Below are 18,717 nucleotides of genomic sequence, written 5' to 3' on the forward strand. Positions count from 1 at the left end.
CCGGACCAGACTTGGCCCGGACCAGCACTCAGCTGCGGTAGTTCGGCGCCTCGACGACCATCTGGACGTCGTGCGGGTGGGACTCCTTGAGCCCCGCCGCCGTGATCCGGACGAACTTGCCACGGGCCTTCAGCTCGGGGATCGTGCGACCGCCGACGTAGAACATCGACTGGCGCAGCCCGCCGGTGAGCTGGTAGACGACGTTGCCGACCGAACCGCGGTAGGGCACCTGGCCCTCGATGCCCTCGGGGATGAGCTTGTCGTCGTTCGGCACGTCCGCCTGGAAGTAGCGGTCCTTCGAGTACGAGGTCTTCTTGCCACGGGTCTGCAGAGCCCCGAGGGACCCCATGCCGCGGTAGGCCTTGAACTGCTTGCCGTTCACGAACACCAGGTCACCGGGGGACTCGTCGGTGCCGGCCAGCAGCGAGCCGAGCATGACGGTGTCGGCACCGGCCACCAGGGCCTTCGCGATGTCGCCCGAGTACTGCAGGCCACCGTCGGCGATGATCGGCACACCGGCTTCGCGTGCGGCGAGGGAGGCCTCGTACACGGCGGTCACCTGCGGCACACCCACACCGGCGACGACGCGCGTGGTGCAGATGGAGCCCGGGCCGACACCGACCTTGACGGCGTCCACACCGGCGTCGATGAGCGCCTGGGCGCCCGCGCGGGTGGCGACGTTGCCGCCGATGACGTCGATCGCGTCGAACGTCGGGTCGGCCTTGAGACGGCGGACCATGTCGAGAACGCCTTCGCTCTCGCCGTTGGCGGTGTCGACGACGAGCACGTCGACGCCGGCGTCGCGCAGGGCCTCGGCACGCTGCCACGCGTCGCCGAAGAAGCCGATCGCGGCACCGACGCGGAGCCGGCCCTCGTCGTCCTTCGTGGCGTCCGGGTACTGCTCGCTCTTGTCGAAGTCCTTGACGGTGATGAGGCCGCGGAGCTTGCCCTCGGCGTCGACCAGCGGCAGCTTCTCGATCTTGTGCTGCGCGAAGATGGCGATCGCCTCTTCGGGGTCGATGCCCTCCATCGCGGTGATCAGCGGGGCCTTCGTCATGACGTCGCGCACGTACGTGGTGGCCTGCTCGAACGTGGCCACGAAGCGCATGTCGCGGTTCGTGATGATGCCGACGAGGGTGCCGTCCTGCTCGACGACCGGCAGGCCGGAGACGCGGAACTGGCCGCAGAGCGCGTCGACCTCGGCCACGGTGGCGTCCGGGGTGGTGGTCACCGGGTTGGTGATCATGCCCGACTCGGAGCGCTTGACCTTGTCGACGTAGGCAGCCTGGTCCTCGATGGACAGGTTGCGGTGCAGGATCCCGATGCCGCCCTGGCGCGCCATGGCGATGGCCATGCGGGCTTCGGTGACGGTGTCCATCGCGGCGGAGAGCAGCGGGACGTTGACGGAGATCCGCTTGGTGAGCCGGGACGCCGTGGACGCCTCGCTCGGGATGACGTCGGTGTGCCCGGGCAGCAGCATGACGTCGTCGTACGTGAGTCCGATGAATCCGAACGGATCCGGCTGGTCCATGGGTCCCCTTCGTGGGCGAGTGAAGTGTCGAGACACCGGGAACACGACGACGGGTTCCGGATAGGACATGGTAACGCGAGCGGCTGTCGCCGCATTCCGCCTGGAGGCACGGATCGCGCCCGCCTCGGAGCATTCCTCCACAACGTCACAGTTCGGGTACGAATCACACAGGGAACGTGTTGGAAACACGGGTGTCACAAAATCCCCATAGGTTCCTCGTCATCCGAACGAGAGGCTCTTCCGTGGGATCCATCACTCCTCCGGGACGGGCGCAGCCGCGCCTGTTCCGCCTCCGCCACGCACGACGACGACCGGTCCTGGCGGCCGTGCTCGTCGCCGCGTTCCTGGCGACCTTCCTGATCGACTGGGCGGTCACCCTGCCGGCCTTCAGTGCCACCTCGGCACCGGCCACCAGCCAGGCGTGCACCGTCAGCCCCGACAACGGGTGCATCCAGGGCACGATCACCGATTCCGAGCGTGAACCGGCCGAGGGCGTCGACGTCGACGTGACCGGCCCGAGTGGCTTCGACCAGACGGCCACGACCAACGGCGACGGCCGCTGGTCGGTCAGCGTCGACACGGCCGGCGAGTACACGGTGAGCGTCGACCAGGGCACCCTGCCGAAGGGCCAGTACCTGACGAACGCCGCCGACGCCGAGCGCAAGGTGCAGGCCACCCTGAACGCCAACGTCGGGCAGATCTTCCAGCTGTCCGACCAGAAGGGCGCCACGACCTCGACGGACTCGTCGGGTGTGAGCATCCAGCGGGCCTGGCAGCAGTTCGCCTCCGGGCTCCGGCTCGGGCTCCTCATCGCCCTGGCGTCCATCGGGCTCTCGCTCATCTACGGCACGACGGGGCTGTCGAGCTTCTCGCACGGTGAGCAGGTCACCCTCGGCGGTCTGCTGGCGTACGTGTTCGCCAACCAGCTCGGCTGGAACATCTGGGTCACCGGCATCGTCGTCACGCTGTTGTGCGCCGCGACCGGGTACCTGCAGGACGCCGCGATCTGGCGGCCACTCCGGCGACGGCGCATCAGCCTCACGCAGCTCATGATCGTGACGATCGGTCTGTCGATCGCCGCCCAGTACGCGTTCCAGTACTTCTTCGGAGCCTCGACGGTCCGCATCCAGCAGGGCAACCCGGAGACCGTGCGGTTCGCCGGCGTCACCCTGACGGTGCAGTCCTACGTCGCCATGGGGATCGCCCTCGTGGTCCTGGTCGCGACCGGGCTCTTCCTGGCGAAGACGCGCTTCGGCCGGGCGACCCGCGCCGTGTCCGACAACCCGGCGCTCGCCGCGGCCTCCGGCATCGACGTCGACCGGGTGATCCGCTTCGTGTGGACGCTCGCCGCCGGCCTCGCGGGGCTCTCCGGCGTGATGCTCGGACTCGTCCTGAACGGCGTGAACTGGCAGACCGGGCTCCAGCTGCTCCTGCTCATGTTCGCCTCGGTCACGCTCGGTGGCCTCGGCACCGCGTACGGCGCCCTGGTCGGCTCGATGATCATCGGCGTCGTCGTGGAGCTCACGAACCTGGTGCTCCCCGGTGACTTCAAGTACGCCACCGCCCTCGTCATCCTCATCCTCATCCTGCTGTTCCGGCCGCAGGGCATCTTCGGCCGCGCCGAGCGGATCGGCTAAGGGAGCACGCGCATGGACTACATCCTCAACCTGCTGTCCTCGCTCACCCAGGAGGCACTCGCCCCGACGACGGCCGCGTTCGCCCTGGCCGCGATCGGCCTGAACGTGCACTTCGGGCTCACCGGCCTCGTGAACATGGGCCAGGCGGCGTTCCTGCTGCTCGGCGCCTACGGCTTCGCGATCTCGATCACGAACGGGCTGCCGTTCGTGATGGCGGTCCTCATCGCCCTGCTCGTCGCGATCGTGTTCGCGATCATCCTCGGCATCCCCACCCTGCGGTTGCGCGGCGACTACCTGGCGATCGTCACGATCTCCGGCGCCGAGATCATCCGCATGGTGGGTCGCTCGAGCCTGCTCACCTCGACCACGGGCGGCTCGAACGGCATCACCGGGTCGAGCTACCGCGACCCGTTCACCGCCCTCAGCCCGCTGCCCGACGGCACCACCACGATCCTGTGGTTCACGTACGCGAACAACGGCGTCAACGGCTGGTGGATCCGCATCGCAGCGTGGGCCATGGTCGCCCTGTTCACCCTGGTGCTCTTCCTGCTCATGCGGAGCCCGTGGGGCCGCGTGGTGAAGGCCATCCGCGAGGACGAGGACGCCGTCCGCTCGCTCGGCAAGAACGTCTACTCGTACAAGATGCAGGCGCTCGTGTTCGGTGGGGCGCTCGGTGCGATCGCGGGCATCATCTACGTGCTGCCGAGTTCGGTGCAACCGGACGCCATGGGCCGCTCGATGACGTTCTTCATCTGGACGGCGCTCATCCTCGGTGGTGCTGCGACGGTGTTCGGACCGGTGCTTGGAGCCGTGCTCTTCTTCGTCGTCCGGCTCTTCATCCGCACGCTGGCCGGCGACTTCATCCCCGACTCGATCATGAACGCGCAGCAGGCCGAGCAGTTCTCGTACGTGCTCGTCGGCGTCGCGCTCATGCTGCTCATCGTGTTCCGTCCACAGGGGTTGCTCGGCAACAAGAAGGAGCTGACGTTCAGTGTCTGAGACCTACGGCCACCCCAAGGCCGACCCGATCCTCACCGTCGACGACGTCACCCGCCGCTTCGGGGGCATGACCGCCGTGGACGTCGACCACCTCGAGGTCCAGCGCGGTTCCATCACGGCCCTGATCGGCCCGAACGGCGCCGGCAAGACCACGTTCTTCAACCTGCTCACCGGGTTCGACAAGCCGAGCCCGGGTGCGAAGACGCAGTTCAACGGCGCCACGCTGCAGAAGACGAGCGCGACGCACATCGCGAACAAGGGCATGGTCCGCACCTTCCAGCTGACCAAGGCGCTGTCCCGGCTCACCGTGATGCAGAACATGCTGCTCGGTGCGCGCGACCAGCCCGGCGAGAACTTCTTCGCCGCCCTGGTCAAGCCGGTGTGGGCGAAGCGGGAGCGCGAGATCACGGCCAAGGCCGAGGACCTCCTCGCCCGGTTCAAGCTCGACACGAAGGCGGACGACTACGCCGGTTCGCTGTCCGGCGGCCAGCGCAAGCTGCTCGAGATGGCCCGGGCGCTGATGTCCGACCCGACGATGATCATGCTCGACGAGCCGATGGCCGGTGTGAACCCCGCGCTCACCCAGTCGCTCCTCGGGCACATCCAGTCCCTGCGCGACGACGGCATGACCGTGCTCTTCGTCGAGCACGACATGCACATGGTCCGGCACATCTCGGACTGGGTGGTCGTGATGGCCGAGGGGAAGGTCGTCGCCGAGGGCCCGGCGGACACGGTGATGGACGACCAGGCCGTGATCGACGCCTACCTCGGTGCGCACCACGACACCGACCTGGGTGACGACTCGCTCCTCACCGAGGAGACCTTCGAGGAACTGGCGGAGGAAGTCGCCGAAGAGGACGCAGCAGAGGAGACGACCCGATGACGGACGCAACGGACCCCACGAACGCGAGCAGTGCCTCCAGTCCGTCCCCGGCGGCCACGCTGGAACGCGAGCCGGTGCTCAGCGCGAAGAACCTCGTCGCCGGCTACCTGCCGGGCGTGAACATCCTGAACGGCTGCGACCTGGACTGCTACCCGGGCGAGCTCATCGGCATCATCGGGCCGAACGGTGCGGGCAAGTCGACGCTCCTCAAGGCCCTGTTCGGGCTGGTGTCCATCCGCGAGGGTTCGGTGACCCTGCAGGGGGACGACATCACGAACCTCAAGGCGAACAAGCTCGTGCAGGCCGGTGTCGGCTTCGTGCCGCAGACGAACAACGTGTTCCCCTCGCTGTCGATCGAGGAGAACCTGCAAATGGGGCTGTACCTGCGGCCCCGGAAGTTCGCCGAACGGCTCGAGGTCATCTACGACCTGTTCCCCGTCCTCGCCCAGCGGCGCAATCAGCGGGCCGGATCGCTCTCGGGAGGTGAGCGGCAGTCGGTCGCGATGGCCCGTGCGCTGATGATGGACCCGAAGGTGCTGCTGCTCGACGAGCCGAGCGCCGGACTGTCCCCCGTGCGCCAGGACGAGACGTTCCTGCGGACCCGCCGGATCAACAAGGCCGGTGTGTCGATCATCATGGTGGAGCAGAACGCGCGACGCTGTCTGCAGATCTGCGATCGTGGGTACGTGCTCGACCAGGGGAAGAACGCGTACTCGGGCACCGGGAAGGAACTCGCTGACGACCCCAAGGTCATCGAGCTCTACCTGGGGACGCTCGCCAAGGACGTCGACGCACAGCGCTAGCGCTGTCGTCGACTACGGGTACCGCTGTGGGGGTGGTATCCGTGACGGGTGGGGCCGTGCGTGGTCGCTTCGCGCCGCACGGCCCCGCTCCTGTACCCGGCCCGGAGGCGCGGCTCGCCCCGCGTCGCATGACTGTGGTCGCATGACGCCGTCGTGTTCCGTTGACGCCGCGGTCCCGTCGAGACGCCTCGAAATTCGGCGGCGTCTCGTGGGCGTGGCGGTGTCCTGCGCGGACGACGGCGTCTTCCGTTGACGACGGCGTCGCCCGTCGTACCCGGCCAGGAGGCGCGGCTCGCCCCGCGCGGGTCGGTATCGTTCCGCGGGTGCGCACCTCTGGACCCCTCGTGCTCGACGCCCTCGTCTGGCTCGTGTTCATCGCGCTCTTCGTCGGGGCGGCGTTGCTCGTCAAGGTCGCGGCCGTGCTGCTCGTCGTCCTCGTGGTGCTCGCGCTCCTGCTCGGCTTCGTGCTGCGGGCGCTCCGGAAGCGCCGACGGGCGCCGCGCCGCCCGCGCTGACGGCTGCGTGGTGACGGCCCCGCGCTGACGACTGCGTGGTGACGGCTGCGTGGTGCGAGGTTCCGCACGTCGTGCGACCCTCGCGACCTCGCACCGAACACGGAACCTCGCACCGTACGCGGCAGCCCTCGCACGGTGCGCGGCAGGCCTCGCACCGTACGCGGCAGGCCTCGCACGGTGCGAGGTTGCCCGCCACCCGCACCGTCCGGCCCGTGCACGCCGCAGAGCCCGCCCGGTAGGCTGTCCGAGTGAGCGAAGTCGAGATCGGTGCAGGCAAGCGCGGACGTCGGGCGTACGCGTTCGACGACATCGCAGTGGTCCCCTCCAGGCGGACGCGTGACCCGCGCGACGTCAGCGTGCAGTGGTCGATCGACGCGTTCACGTTCGCGTCGCCGATCCTGTCGGCGCCGATGGACTCCGTGTCCTCGCCGGCGACGGTCATCCAGATGGGCAAGCTCGGCATCCTCGGTGTGCTCGACCTCGAGGGTCTGTGGACCCGCTACGAGGACCCGACCCCGTACTACGACGAGATCAAGTCCCTCACCGACGGCAACGTCACGAAGCGCATGCAGGAGATCTACTCCGAGCCGATCAAGGCCGAGCTGATCACCGCACGCCTGGCCGAGATCCGCGCAGCCGGGGTGCCGGTCGCCGGTTCGCTCAGCCCGCAGCGCACCCAGGAGTTCTCGAAGACGGTCGTCGACGCCGGTGTCGACCTGTTCGTCATCCGCGGCACCACGGTCTCGGCCGAGCACGTCTCCCAGACCGAGGAACCCCTCAACCTCAAGAAGTTCATCTACGAGCTCGACGTCCCGGTGATCGTGGGCGGTGCCTCGACCTACACGTCGGCGCTGCACCTCATGCGCACCGGTGCGGCCGGCGTGCTCGTCGGCTTCGGTGGCGGCGCTGCGTCGACCACCCGCGCCGCGCTCGGCATCCACGCCCCGATGGCCACCGCCGTCGCGGACGTCGCCGGGGCCCGTCGTGACTACCTCGACGAGTCGGGCGGCCGCTACGTGCACGTCATCGCCGACGGCGGGCTCGACACCGCGGGCGACATCGTCAAGGCCATCGCCGTGGGCGCCGACGCCGTCATGCTCGGCACCGCACTGGCCCGTGCGACCGAGGCCCCGGGTGGCGGCTACCACTGGGGTGCCGAGGCGCACCACCCCGAGCTGCCCCGCGGCCGCCGGGTCGAGGTGGGCACGATCGCCCCGCTCGAGAACGTCCTGAACGGCCCGACGCCGACCCACGACGGCCGCGCGAACCTCGTCGGTGCCCTGCGTCGCTCGATGGCCACGACCGGATACTCCGACGCCAAGGAGTTCCAGCGAGTAGAAGTGGTCGTGGCGCCGTACCACCAGTGACGGTGGCACCCGGGCACGACCCCGGGTGACGCCACGGCGCCGACCGTGACCCGGAGGCGACGATGGCCAAGTCCAGCACGACGAAGCAGACCAGCACGGCCGGACGTCCGCGTGACGTCGCGCCCGGCGTGGGGTTCGACCCCGCGGCGAAGCTCGGCCCGGACGAACGTGCGGCCGCGATCGAGACGCTGAAGACCAAGGAGCTCGACGTCCTGGTCGTCGGCGGCGGGATCGTCGGTGCGGGCAGTGCGCTGGACGCCGTGACCCGCGGCCTGAGCGTCGGCATCGTCGAGGCCCGCGACTGGGGCTCGGGGACGTCGAGCCGCTCGTCCAAGCTCGTGCACGGCGGCATCCGCTACCTGGAGCAGCTCAACTTCGCGCTCGTCCGCGAGGCCCTCATCGAACGCGGCCTGCTGCTCCAGCGCATCGCCCCGCACCTGGTGAAGCCCGTGCGCTTCCTCTACCCGCTCAACCACCGGGTGTGGGAGCGCTTCTACATCGGCATCGGCATGGCGATGTACGACGTGTTCAGCTGGTCCGGCGGCCGTCCGCCCGGCGTCCCGCACCACCGGCACCTGAGCCGGAAGCAGGTGCTCAGGAACATGCCCGGGCTCAAGAAGGACGCCTTCGTCGGCGGCATGACGTACTACGACGCCCAGGTCGACGACGCGCGCTACGTCGCGTCGCTCGTGCGCACCGCGGCCTCGTACGGCGCCGAGGCAGCGAGTCGCGTCCGCATCGAGGGGTTCATCAAGGTCGGAGAGCGCGTGGTCGGTGCGCAGGCCCACGACATCCAGACCGGCGAACGGTTCGAGATCCGCGCGAAGCAGGTCGTCAATGCCACCGGTGTCTGGACCGACGACACCCAGGCGATGATCGGCACCCGCGGCCAGTTCAAGGTGCGGGCGTCGAAGGGCGTCCACCTCGTGATCCCCCGGGACCGGTTCCAGTCGAACACGGGCATGATCCTGCGCACCGAGAAGAGCGTGCTCTTCGTCATCCCGTGGGGCCGGCACTGGCTCGTCGGCACGACCGACACCGACTGGTACCTCGACAAGGCGCACCCGGCGGCGACCGCGGCGGACATCGACTACATCCTCGAGCACGTCAACAAGGTGCTCGCCGTCCCGCTGACCCGCGAGGACGTCGAGGGCGTCTACGCCGGCCTCCGCCCGCTCCTGGCGGGGGAGTCCGACCAGACCTCGCAGCTCAGCCGGGAGCACGTCGTCGCCCACACCGTCCCGGGCCTCGTCGTGGTCGCCGGCGGCAAGTGGACCACCTACCGGGTGATGGGCAAGGACGCCATCGACGAGGCCGTCGCGGCCATGGACGGCAGGATCCCGGAGTCGACGACCGAGGACATCCCGCTCCTCGGCGCCGAGGGGTACCCCGCTGCGTGGAACCGACGCGCCCGCACCGCACGGAGCTTCAACGTGCACAAGGTGCGCATCGAGCACCTGCTCAACCGGTACGGCACCCTCGCGACCGAGGTGCTGCAGCTCGTCGAGCAGGACCCGGCGCTCGCCGAGCCGCTGCCGGGGGCCGACGACTACATCGGCGCCGAGGTCGTCTACGCCGCCTCGCACGAGGGTGCCCTGCACCTGGAGGACGTCCTCGCCCGTCGTACCCGCATCTCCATCGAGGCCTGGGACCGCGGCGAGTCAGCAGCGCCCGTCGCCGCGAAGCTCATGGCGGACGTGCTCGGGTGGGACCAGGAGACGACCGAGCACGAGGTCGCGAACTACCTGAAGCGCGTCGCCGCCGAACGGGAGTCGCAGCTGCAGCCCGACGACGAGAGCGCGGACCGCGTGCGGCTCGAGGCCCCCGACATCGCGTTCGGCTTCGACGAGGACGACGTGGTCGTGGGCGGCGGTCGCTCGGACGGCGCCGAGGGCGCGAAGGCGTCCGACGAGCAGGTCGTCGGCGAGAAGACGAGCGAGCCGGAGTAGCGAGGCCAGCAGACGCCGTCGTGTCACCGGAAAGCCGGCGTCTGCGGGTCGGACAAGACGCCGTCGTGTCGTGTTGACGCCGTCTGGTCGTCGAGACGCCGCCGGATCCGGCGGCGTCTCGGTGTCGACGAGGCGTCTCGACAAGACGACGGCGTCTTGCGGAGTCCACCCGCGCCTCCAGACCGGAAGGACGGAAGACCGGACTGGAGGCCCGTGGTCCGTCCGTCAGACGGCGCGCGCCCGCAGGGCGGCGCGGCGCACGTGCACCGACTGGCCCACCACGAGCACCACCGGGATCGCGATGAGCGCGACGAGACTCGTCACGTACAGCACGCCCGACCAGATCGTGTGGGCACCACCGCCGACCCCGTAGGCGTCCGCGACGTCCATGCCGAGGGCGATCGCCGCCACGAACGACATCGGCGTCCCCATCACCACGACGGCGAGCAGCACCGCCGCGATGACGTGCGCCGGTGCCCGGGTGATGAGCAGCAGCACCGACAGCCCCGCGGCGAACAGCACGCCGACGACGGCGATCCCGACGACGGTCGCGACGTCCGCCCCGACCGGGAAGCCCTGCTGCGTGAGCTCGGCGTGGATCTCGGCCAGGGTCGCACCGGGGACCGCGGCGAGCGGGTCCAGCACCAGTGCGTCCACCGCCAGCAGCGCTGCGTACAGCGCGACGACCAGCACCCCGACGACGGCGGCGACGATCCGTGTTCTCCCCATCCACAGAACAGTAGTGCGCGGAATGCGCGGGACCACCGGGTGGTTAGCATGGGGGTACTCGAAGAGGGAGCCATCATGGTCGACGTCCATCGCGTCAAACTCCCCGGAGTCGGCGTGCTGCACAGCTTCTACACCGACGACGGTGGCAAGTGCGGTGTCATCACGCACCGGTCGGGGCACTCCGACCTCATCTCGTTCGCCGACGTCTCCGACGGCGCGGACAAGTCCGAGAAGGTCTCGCTGCGTCTCAGCGAGGACGAAGCGCACACGCTCGCCGAACTGCTCGGTGGCACCCGGATCACCGAGGGCCTCGACAAGCTCGACGAGATCCCCGGGCTGTCCATCGACTGGTTCTCCGTCGACTACGACGACGCCATCGCGGGCAAGCCCCTCGGCGACCTGCACGACTCGGGCTTCATCGGCCTGACCGTCGTCGCCGTGGTCCGTGGCGACAGCGCCAACCCGGCGCCCTCGTCGGACTTCGTCGTCTTCCCCGGAGACACGATCGTCGTCGCCGGTTCCCCCGAGAAGGTCGCCAAGGCGTTCTCCTTCTACCGCAGCGGAGAGCTTGCGGCCGCCTCGGCCGAGGCCCCGCGGAAGAGCTAGCGCATGCACCTGGGTGGTGAGCTGCTCACCATCGGTGTGCTCTTCGTCATCGCCTACGTCCTGGGCCGGCTCGGCAAGACCATCGGTCTGCCGGCCATCCCGATCTACATGGTGGTCGGACTCGTCGCGAGTCCGAACACGCCGTGGTTCGGGCTGAGCGTCGAGTCCCACACGATCGAGCTCATCGCGACGTTCGGGCTCATCCTGCTGCTGTTCAACCTCGGGCTCGAGTTCGACCAAGAGGAGTTCTACGGCAACGCCGGCAAGCTCCTGGTGTCGGGCGGCACCTACGTCGTCATCAACATGGGCGTCGGGTTCGCCTTCGGGTTCTCGCTCGGCTGGGGCACCCGTGAAGCCCTGATCATCGCGGGCATGACGGCGACGTCCTCGAGCGCCATCGTGACGAAGCTCCTCATCGAGCTCCGGCGCCTGGCGAACGACGAGACCCCGATGATCCTCGGCGTCACCGTGATCGAGGACGTCTTCATCGCCGTCTACCTGGCGATCGTCTCCGTCGTGCTGTCCGGCGACACCAACGTCTGGGCCGTCGTCGGCAAGCTGGCACTCGCGTTCGGGTTCCTCATCGTGATGTTCACGCTCGCGCGCTTCGCGGGCAAGTGGGTCTCGAAGATCTTCGCCACCCGTGACGACGAACTGTTCACGGTGCTGTTCTTCGGACTCGCGGTCATGTTCGGCGGCATCGGCGACCTGCTCGGCGTGACCGACGCCATCGGTGCCTTCGTCATCGGCCTGCTCTGCGGAGCGACCCGGTACCGCGACCGCATCGAACAGCTCGCCCTGCCGATGCGCGACGTCTTCGCCGCGTTCTTCTTCGTCAACTTCGGGCTCGGCCTCGACCTGTCGACCTTCGGCGAGGTGCTCTGGCCCGTCCTCGGCGCGATCGGCATGACGGTCGTGCTCAACGCGGTCGCCGGCCAGATCGTCGCGCGGATGAACGGCTTCAACGTCCAACAGGGCATCAACACCGCCGTCATCCTGGTGAACCGTGGCGAGTTCGCGCTGATCCTCGCGACGCTGTCGGCTGCCGCCGGGCTGGAGGCGCGGATCACCGCCTTCGCGGGCCTCTACGTCCTCTGCATGGCCGTCCTCGGGCCGCTGCTCGCGGTGAACTCGGACCGGATCGGCCGCCTCGTGGTGCGCCCGGGCCGGCTCATCCGCCTGCGCGGACGCCTGGGCGGCCGACGTGCCGTCGCCGCGGCAGCCGCTGCCGAGAGCGCCGAAGCGGCCGAGGCCGAGGCGGACGCCACCGCCGCGGCGCGGAAGGCCGAGCGGGACCGCCAGTTCGCCGAGGAGTTCGCGCTCGTCGAGGCTGCTGGCAGGGACGAGCGAGACAATGAGGGGTCCGAGCCGACGTCCGCCCCCGTGACGTCGCCGGTCGAGATCCCCGCCGAGCGCCCCGAGCGCCCGGTCCGACAGCGCGATCCGGAGTACTGATACAGATGTGGGCCGTTGCCCGACGACCGAGGTGGATCGCGCTGCTGTTGCTGGCGCTCGTGCTGGCGGCGGTGTTCGCCGGGCTGGGGAAATGGCAGCTGGAGCGGTCGATCGCCAACGGCAAGCCCCTGCCGGCGACCACCGAGACCCGCCGCACGCTCGAGGCGGTCACCACCCCCGAGCGCCCCGTCAGCGAGAGTCTCGCCGGGCAGAAGGTCACCGTCACCGGGACCTTCGTCGCCGACGACACCACCGTCCTGACCGGCCGCACCGGGGGTGGGAAGTACCAGACCGTCGGACACCTGGTGGACTCGGACGGTGAGGCGAGCCTCCCGGTCGTCATCGGGTGGTCCGACCAGCGCGCGGCCGCCCTCGCCGGGGGCGAGCGCCTGGCGGACGGGCAGACGCTCACGATCCAGGGTCGCTACTACCCGGCCGAGTCGCCGGACCAGGACGCCTACAAGAAGGGCGAGTACTCCGCGGTCGCCCCCGCCCGGTTCGTGAACACCTGGCAGGCCTTCGACGACCGCATGTACCTCGGGTACGTCGTCGCCGACGGCACCACCGCGAAGGCTGCCGACCTCGGCACCATCGCCGACCGTGCACCGTCGCGCGAGGTCCAGTTCGACTGGCTCAACCTGTTCTACGCGATCGAGTGGGTCGTCTTCGCCGGCTTCGCCGTGTTCCTCTGGTACCGGTTCGTGAAGGACGCCTGGGAGCGCGAGCAGGAAGAGGAGCGCGAGGCAGCGCTTGCCACCGAAGCCGACGCGCTCCGACGGTAGGATTGCCGGCATGGCCCTGACCGTCCGAACCCGTGACATCCCCAAGATCCCGGGGGCGGTGAAGTGGTACCGCGTCTCGGCGTACATCACCGGTGTGCTGCTGCTCGCCCTGGTGGTCGAGGTCATCATCAAGTACACGCCGCTGCAGCTCGAGATGCAGCTCGGCAACGGTCCGTTCTTCGTGCCCAACGGCACGGCGGGCGAGACCCCGGGCACGTTCAACCTGTCGATCGCGATCCTCATCGCCCACGGCTGGCTGTACGTGCTCTACCTCTTCACGGACTTCCGTCTGTGGAGCATCATGCGCTGGAGGCCGTCGCGCTTCCTGCTCATCGCCCTCGGGGGCATCATCCCGTTCATGTCCTTCGTGGTCGAACACCGCATGCAGCAGCAGGCCATGGACACCTACCACGAGCTGATCGCTGCCCAGCAGCGTGAGAAGGAGGCCGCTCGGTGAGCGAGACCGAACAGCGTCCCGTCCTCGTCGTCGACTTCGGGGCCCAGTACGCGCAGCTCATCGCGCGTCGGGTCCGTGAAGCGAACGTCTACAGCGAGATCGTGCCGCACTCCATCACCGCGGACGAGATCCGCGCCAAGGACCCGGCGGCCATCGTGCTGTCCGGTGGTCCGTCGTCCGTGTACGAAGAAGGCGCGCCGTCCCTCGACGGTGACATCCTCGACCTCGGCGTCCCCGTGCTCGGCATCTGCTACGGCTTCCAGGCCATGGCGACCGCCCTCGGTGGCGAGGTCGCGAACACCGGTCTGCGCGAGTACGGCGCCACCGACGTGACCCTCGCCCCCGGCACCAGCACCCTGCTCGGCGACCAGCCGGCGGACCAGGTGACGTGGATGTCGCACGGCGACTCAGTGGCCAAGGCACCTGCCGGCTTCGACGTGCTCGCCTCGAGCGCGTCGACGCCCGTCGCGGCGTTCGCGTCCGACGAGCGCAAGCTCTACGGCGTGCAGTGGCACCCCGAGGTCAAGCACTCCGTGTACGGCCAGGCCGTGCTCGAGAACTTCCTGCACCGTGCCGCGGGCCTGCCCGGCGACTGGAACTCCAGCAACGTCATCGAAGAGCAGGTCGCCCGCATCCGCGAGCAGGTCGGTTCCGCACGGGTCATCGCCGGGCTCTCCGGTGGTGTCGACTCCGCCGTCGCCGCAGCCCTGGTGCACAAGGCCGTCGGCGACCAGCTGACCTGCGTCTTCGTCGATCACGGACTCCTCCGGGCCGACGAGCGCAAGCAGGTGGAAGAGGACTACGTCGCCTCCACCGGCGTCCGGCTCATCACGATCGACGCCGAGCAGCAGTTCCTCGACGCCCTCGCTGGCGTGAGCGACCCCGAGCAGAAGCGCAAGATCATCGGGCGCGAGTTCATCCGCACATTCGAGGGCGCGGCCGAGGCACTCGTGCTCGAGGCGCAGGCTTCCGACTCTGATGCCGAGGTCAAGTTCCTCGTGCAGGGCACGCTCTACCCCGACGTCGTCGAGTCCGGCGGCGGAGCGGGCACCGCGAACATCAAGTCGCACCACAACGTCGGCGGCCTGCCCGAGGACATGACGTTCGAGCTCGTCGAGCCCCTGCGCACCCTGTTCAAGGACGAGGTCCGTGCGGTCGGCCGCGAACTCGGGCTGCCCGAGGTCATCGTCGGTCGCCAGCCGTTCCCCGGCCCGGGCTTGGGCATCCGCATCGTCGGCGAGGTCACGAAGGAGCGGCTCGAACTGCTCCGCGCTGCCGACAAGATCGCGCGCGAAGAGCTCACCGCGGCCGGCCTCGACCAGGAGATCTGGCAGTGCCCGGTCGTGCTGCTCGCCGACGTCCGCTCCGTGGGCGTGCAGGGCGATGGCCGGACCTACGGGCACCCGATCGTGCTCCGTCCGGTCTCGTCCGAGGACGCCATGACTGCCGACTGGACGCGTCTGCCGTACGACACCCTCGCGAAGATCTCGAACCGCATCACGAACGAGGTGCCCGACGTGAACCGGGTCGTGCTCGACGTCACGTCGAAGCCGCCGGGGACGATCGAGTGGGAGTAGGGCTCCCCTGAGCAACGGAAGGCCCGGTACGCGTCACGCGTGCCGGGCCTTCGTGCGTCCGGGGGCGCTGCCGGGGTCGAGGGTGGGGCGCTGCCGGAGCCGCGTTCGTGGGCGCTCCCGGGGGCCGTCGAGTGGTCACAACACCCCGCGGGCCCGGTGCCGAGCGGTCACGAAGTGTCGGCTGGCCCCGGCCCGGACGACACTTCGTGACCACTCGGCGGGCGACCGGCGGGGTGTTGTGACCGCTGGGACCGACGCCGGGACCGCCACCGGGACGCCGGGACCGCCACTCGGGCCGCCACCGCACCGCCCCGCCACCGCACCGCCCCCACTGCCGCCGACCACCGGCCCGGGAACGACGAAGGGCCCCGGCAGCGCCGGGGCCCTTCGCGTGTGCGGTGGTACTAGTTGCGCGAGCTGCTCGCGATGATGGCGAGGATGCGCAGGATCTCGAGGTACAGCCAGACGAGCGTCACGATGAGGCCGAACGCCGCGGTCCAGGCGTAGATGCGGGGTGCGCCGCGCTCGACACCGGTCTTGATCTGGTCGAAGTCGAGGATCAGCGAGTACGCGGCCATCAGCACGACGAACACGCCGATGAGGACCCCGAGCGGGATGCCGAAGAGCGTCACGCCCATCAGGCCGAACGCGCTCTGGGTGACGCCGGTCCACATCAGGACCAGGTTCACGAGGGAGAACGCCATGTACCCGACCATCGCGATCAAGAAGAAGCGCGTGGCCTTCGGGGTCGCGCGGACCTTGCCCGAGCGGAACAGGAGCAGGGTGACGAAGAACACACCGAGCGTGCCGAACACAGCCTGCGCGACGATGCCGTCGGCCTGGGGGAACGCGGTCTGGAAGTAGTTCGAGATACCGCCGACGAACAGCCCCTCGAAGAACGCGTACGTCAGGATCAGACCCGGCGAGGGCTTCTTCTTGAAGGTGTTGACGAGCGCCAGGACGAACCCGACGAGCGCGCCGACGATCCAGACGACCGGCGGCAGGTTCCAACCGGCCACCGCGCCGACGACGAGCACGCCGAAGGCGAGGAGCGTCTTGACGATGGTGTCCTCGTACGACATGCGGTCGGTGTCCACCGGGGACGCAGTCGGGCGGTCGTACATGTACTGCAGCTGCTCGGGGGTCATGCCGCCCTGGGCCTGCTGCGGGGTCTGTCCCCAGCCGGCCTGCTGCTGACCAGCACCGCGCCCGCCCCAGGTGTTTGCCCCCTGTGCGTTGAAGGCGGGGGACTGGTCGAAACCGGGCTTGAAGGCCATGGTGTCCTCTTCCTAGGAGATTCGAGTCCTCTCAGCCTAGGGGCGCTCGGTCGCGGAAGGCTGAGGATTCGCGGCGAGCGGACGCGGGCCCAGCGGGCCCCGACGGGGGAAGCCTAGGGTCGCCCGCTGCACGCGCGCCCCGAGGACGTCGAGAGTCCGCCGTCGAGCCCACCCGTCCCGACGGCAGCGCCGGGTAGAGCCAGGTGACGAGCGCGACCGAGATCGTCATGAGCAGGAACCACGCCACGATCTTCGCCGGTGCCACCGGCTGCCACACCGCGAGCTGCGCCGGGTAGCTCCACGCCCCGGCCCAGGTCGCGACGTTCTCGGCCGCCCAGATGAACACCGCGACGAGTCCCATCGCGACGAGCACGGGCATCCGCAGCGTCGCCCGGTGGATCCGGACGTGCATGGTCGTGCGGGCGAAGAGCAGCAGCACGAGCGCGAGCAGCAGGTACCGGGCGTCGGCGACGAAGTGGTGGCCGAAGAAGTTCAGGTAGATCCCGCCCGCCACGACCGCCAGCAGCCACTGCCGCGGGTACCGGTCGAACCGCAGGTCGAACAGTCGGTAGACCCTGACCATGTACGACCCGACGGCGCCGTACATGAACCCCGAGAACAGCGGCACCCCGGCGAGGACGAACAGCCCTCCGGGTTCGTAGGTCCACGAGCCCATGTGGGTCTTGAACACCTCCATCGCGGTGCCGACGACGTGGAACAGCAGCACGACCCGGAGTTCGCGCACGGTCTCGAGCCCGAACACGAGCATCCCGACCTGCAGCAGCACGGCCGCGATCGTCAGGACGTCGTTCCGCATCGCCGCCGGCACGGTCAGGTGCACCACGGCCATGGTCGTGAGCAGCAGCGCCCCGAACGCGCACGCCCAGGCCTGCTTCGCACCGAACACCAGGAACTCGGTGACGAGCACCCGGACGGGCCGGTGCGGTTGGTGCCCGGCGTCGAGCAGTCGGCGTGCGGCCCGGTCGATCCGGGCCTCGACGGCGGTGGAGAGCGAACGGACGGTCATGCGGTGATGCTCGGTGCCGTCCCTGGGAACGACGGCCCCCGGAGCGCCGGGTGTGTCCCGCGACACAGGCGCCCCGCTGGTCACTCGCGGCAAGTAGGGTCGCGCCATGACCCTCGTGATCGCCCACCGTGGTGCGTCCGGCTACCGCCCCGAGCACTCGCGGAGCGCGTACGAGCTCGCGATCGAACTCGGTGCAGACGCGATCGAACCGGACCTGGTGCCCACGAGGGACGGCGTGCTGGTGCTCCGGCACGAGAACGAGGTCTCGGGCACCACGGACGTCGCCGACCACCCGGAGTTCCGGCACCTGCGCACGACGAAGACCGTCGACGGCCAGACCCTGACGGGCTGGTTCACCGAGGACTTCACGTGGGCCGAGCTGCAGACGCTCCGTACCCGCGAGCGCCTGCCGGTGCTGCGCCCGGGATCCGCCGAGCACGACGGTGCGCAGCCGATCCTGCGGCTCGTCGACCTGCTCGCGATCCTCGACGCCGCACCCCGCCTGGTCGGGCTCGTCGCCGAGGTCAAGCACGCCGCGTACTTCGACCGCGCCGGGTTCCCGATGGGTGGACTCGTCGACGCCGCGCTCGGCGAGGCCGGGTGGCGGCAGGACGAGCGGCTCACGGTGGAGAGCTTCGAGAAGGGCGTGCTGCGCGACCTGCGCGAGCGGGGGACCGGTGGTCGGCTCGTGTACCTCCAGGAGGCCCGTGGCAGCGCCGCGGACGAGGTCGCGTCCCACGGATCGCTCGCCCCCACCTACGCCGCCGAGCGTTCCGAGGACGCGCTCGCGTCGTTCGCGACCGAGTTCCACGGCATCAGCGTCGACCTCGGCACCCTGATGGCCGGCGTCGACAGCGTCGCGCTCGACGACCCGACGCCGGTGCGCAGCGCGATCGTCGACCGCGCTCACGCCGCCGGGCTCGCGGTGTACACGTGGACGCTCCGGCCGGAGAACCGGTTCCTGCCGTCGCCGCTGCGTCGTGGTGGCGACGTCGCGGCGTTCGGCGACTGGGAGCGGTGGTTCACGTCCGTGATCCGCACCGGGCTCGACGGGGTGTTCGCCGACCACCCGGACCTGGCGGTGCTCGCCCGGTCCGCTGTCGGGGGTCCCGCCTAGACTGTC

At 69.6% G+C, this 18,717-nt stretch carries 17 protein-coding genes; 13 read left to right on the plus strand and 4 right to left on the minus strand.

Annotated elements, in window-relative coordinates:
* Positions 1 to 28 precede the first annotated feature (28 nt).
* A complete protein-coding gene (gene guaB, locus DEJ00_RS04975) occupies positions 29 to 1,531 on the minus strand; it encodes an IMP dehydrogenase (protein ID WP_027466700.1) in 1,503 nt (500 codons plus the stop codon).
* Positions 1,532 to 1,857: 326 nt separating this feature from the next.
* Here guaB and DEJ00_RS04980 point away from each other — a divergent pair, with 326 nt between their 5' ends.
* From DEJ00_RS04980 to DEJ00_RS05005, 7 genes are all read left to right on the plus strand, one after another.
* Positions 1,858 to 3,168 carry a branched-chain amino acid ABC transporter permease gene (locus DEJ00_RS04980; protein WP_027466699.1) on the plus strand — a complete coding sequence of 437 codons (1,311 nt, stop codon included), beginning with the start codon at positions 1,858 to 1,860 and terminating at the stop codon, positions 3,166 to 3,168.
* Between the two features lie 12 nt (positions 3,169 to 3,180).
* The gene (locus DEJ00_RS04985; protein WP_027466698.1) at positions 3,181 to 4,167 is read left to right on the plus strand and encodes a branched-chain amino acid ABC transporter permease; all 987 of its coding nucleotides are present in this window, start codon (positions 3,181 to 3,183) and stop codon (positions 4,165 to 4,167) included.
* Complete coding sequence (locus DEJ00_RS04990) at positions 4,160 to 5,050, plus strand: ABC transporter ATP-binding protein (protein WP_027466697.1); 891 nt, start codon at positions 4,160 to 4,162, stop codon at positions 5,048 to 5,050. The genes DEJ00_RS04985 and DEJ00_RS04990 overlap by 8 nt, the downstream gene beginning before the upstream one ends.
* Positions 5,047 to 5,853: an ABC transporter ATP-binding protein gene (locus tag DEJ00_RS04995; RefSeq protein WP_027466696.1), complete on the plus strand. Its 807-nt coding sequence runs from the start codon at positions 5,047 to 5,049 to the stop codon at positions 5,851 to 5,853. The genes DEJ00_RS04990 and DEJ00_RS04995 overlap by 4 nt, the downstream gene beginning before the upstream one ends.
* Before the next feature lie 323 nt (positions 5,854 to 6,176).
* On the plus strand, positions 6,177 to 6,368 hold the full coding sequence (locus DEJ00_RS18220) for a hypothetical protein (protein WP_027466695.1): 192 nt from the start codon (positions 6,177 to 6,179) through the stop codon (positions 6,366 to 6,368).
* Positions 6,369 to 6,616: 248 nt separating this feature from the next.
* Entirely contained in the window at positions 6,617 to 7,735 is a 1,119-nt protein-coding gene (locus DEJ00_RS05000) for a GuaB3 family IMP dehydrogenase-related protein (RefSeq protein WP_027466694.1), read from the plus strand.
* Positions 7,736 to 7,797: 62 nt separating this feature from the next.
* A complete protein-coding gene (locus DEJ00_RS05005; RefSeq protein WP_071245430.1) occupies positions 7,798 to 9,684 on the plus strand; it encodes a glycerol-3-phosphate dehydrogenase/oxidase in 1,887 nt (628 codons plus the stop codon).
* A 225-nt stretch (positions 9,685 to 9,909) separates the two neighbouring features.
* Here the strand turns inward: DEJ00_RS05005 and DEJ00_RS05010 are convergent, their stop codons facing one another.
* Positions 9,910 to 10,413, minus strand: a complete 504-nt coding sequence (locus DEJ00_RS05010) for a hypothetical protein (RefSeq protein ID WP_111056591.1) — start codon at positions 10,411 to 10,413, stop codon at positions 9,910 to 9,912.
* 75 nt (positions 10,414 to 10,488) lie between these two features.
* On the opposite strand from DEJ00_RS05010, the gene DEJ00_RS05015 reads away from it, so the two are divergent.
* Genes DEJ00_RS05015 through guaA form a run of 5 tightly spaced genes read left to right on the plus strand, consistent with a single transcriptional unit; the run spans position 10,489 to position 15,290 of the window.
* Entirely contained in the window at positions 10,489 to 11,019 is a 531-nt protein-coding gene (locus tag DEJ00_RS05015; RefSeq protein WP_017885470.1) for a cation:proton antiporter regulatory subunit, read from the plus strand.
* A gap of 3 nt (positions 11,020 to 11,022) precedes the next feature.
* Positions 11,023 to 12,474, plus strand: coding sequence for a cation:proton antiporter (locus DEJ00_RS05020; RefSeq protein WP_027466692.1), 1,452 nt, complete (start codon positions 11,023 to 11,025; stop codon positions 12,472 to 12,474).
* Positions 12,475 to 12,479: 5 nt separating this feature from the next.
* Positions 12,480 to 13,256: an SURF1 family cytochrome oxidase biogenesis protein gene (locus DEJ00_RS05025; RefSeq protein WP_111056592.1), complete on the plus strand. Its 777-nt coding sequence runs from the start codon at positions 12,480 to 12,482 to the stop codon at positions 13,254 to 13,256.
* Positions 13,257 to 13,266: 10 nt separating this feature from the next.
* Positions 13,267 to 13,713 (plus strand): DUF3817 domain-containing protein, encoded by a 447-nt coding sequence (locus DEJ00_RS05030; protein WP_027466691.1) that lies wholly within the window; start codon positions 13,267 to 13,269, stop codon positions 13,711 to 13,713.
* Complete coding sequence (gene guaA, locus DEJ00_RS05035) at positions 13,710 to 15,290, plus strand: glutamine-hydrolyzing GMP synthase (RefSeq protein WP_111056593.1); 1,581 nt, start codon at positions 13,710 to 13,712, stop codon at positions 15,288 to 15,290. Before DEJ00_RS05030 ends, guaA begins: the two co-directional genes overlap by 4 nt.
* A 404-nt stretch (positions 15,291 to 15,694) precedes the next feature.
* On the opposite strand, the gene DEJ00_RS05040 is transcribed toward guaA, so the two are convergent.
* A complete protein-coding gene (locus DEJ00_RS05040; protein WP_027466689.1) occupies positions 15,695 to 16,567 on the minus strand; it encodes a Bax inhibitor-1/YccA family protein in 873 nt (290 codons plus the stop codon).
* 31 nt (positions 16,568 to 16,598) lie between these two features.
* The gene (locus DEJ00_RS05045; RefSeq protein WP_111056594.1) at positions 16,599 to 17,594 is read right to left on the minus strand and encodes a DUF817 domain-containing protein; all 996 of its coding nucleotides are present in this window, start codon (positions 17,592 to 17,594) and stop codon (positions 16,599 to 16,601) included.
* Between the two features lie 106 nt (positions 17,595 to 17,700).
* On the opposite strand from DEJ00_RS05045, the gene DEJ00_RS05050 reads away from it, so the two are divergent.
* Positions 17,701 to 18,711 (plus strand): glycerophosphodiester phosphodiesterase family protein, encoded by a 1,011-nt coding sequence (locus DEJ00_RS05050; protein ID WP_111056595.1) that lies wholly within the window; start codon positions 17,701 to 17,703, stop codon positions 18,709 to 18,711.
* Positions 18,712 to 18,717: the final 6 nt, after the last annotated feature.

Source organism: Curtobacterium sp. MCLR17_039, from assembly GCF_003234745.1.
Classification (GTDB): domain Bacteria; phylum Actinomycetota; class Actinomycetes; order Actinomycetales; family Microbacteriaceae; genus Curtobacterium; species Curtobacterium flaccumfaciens.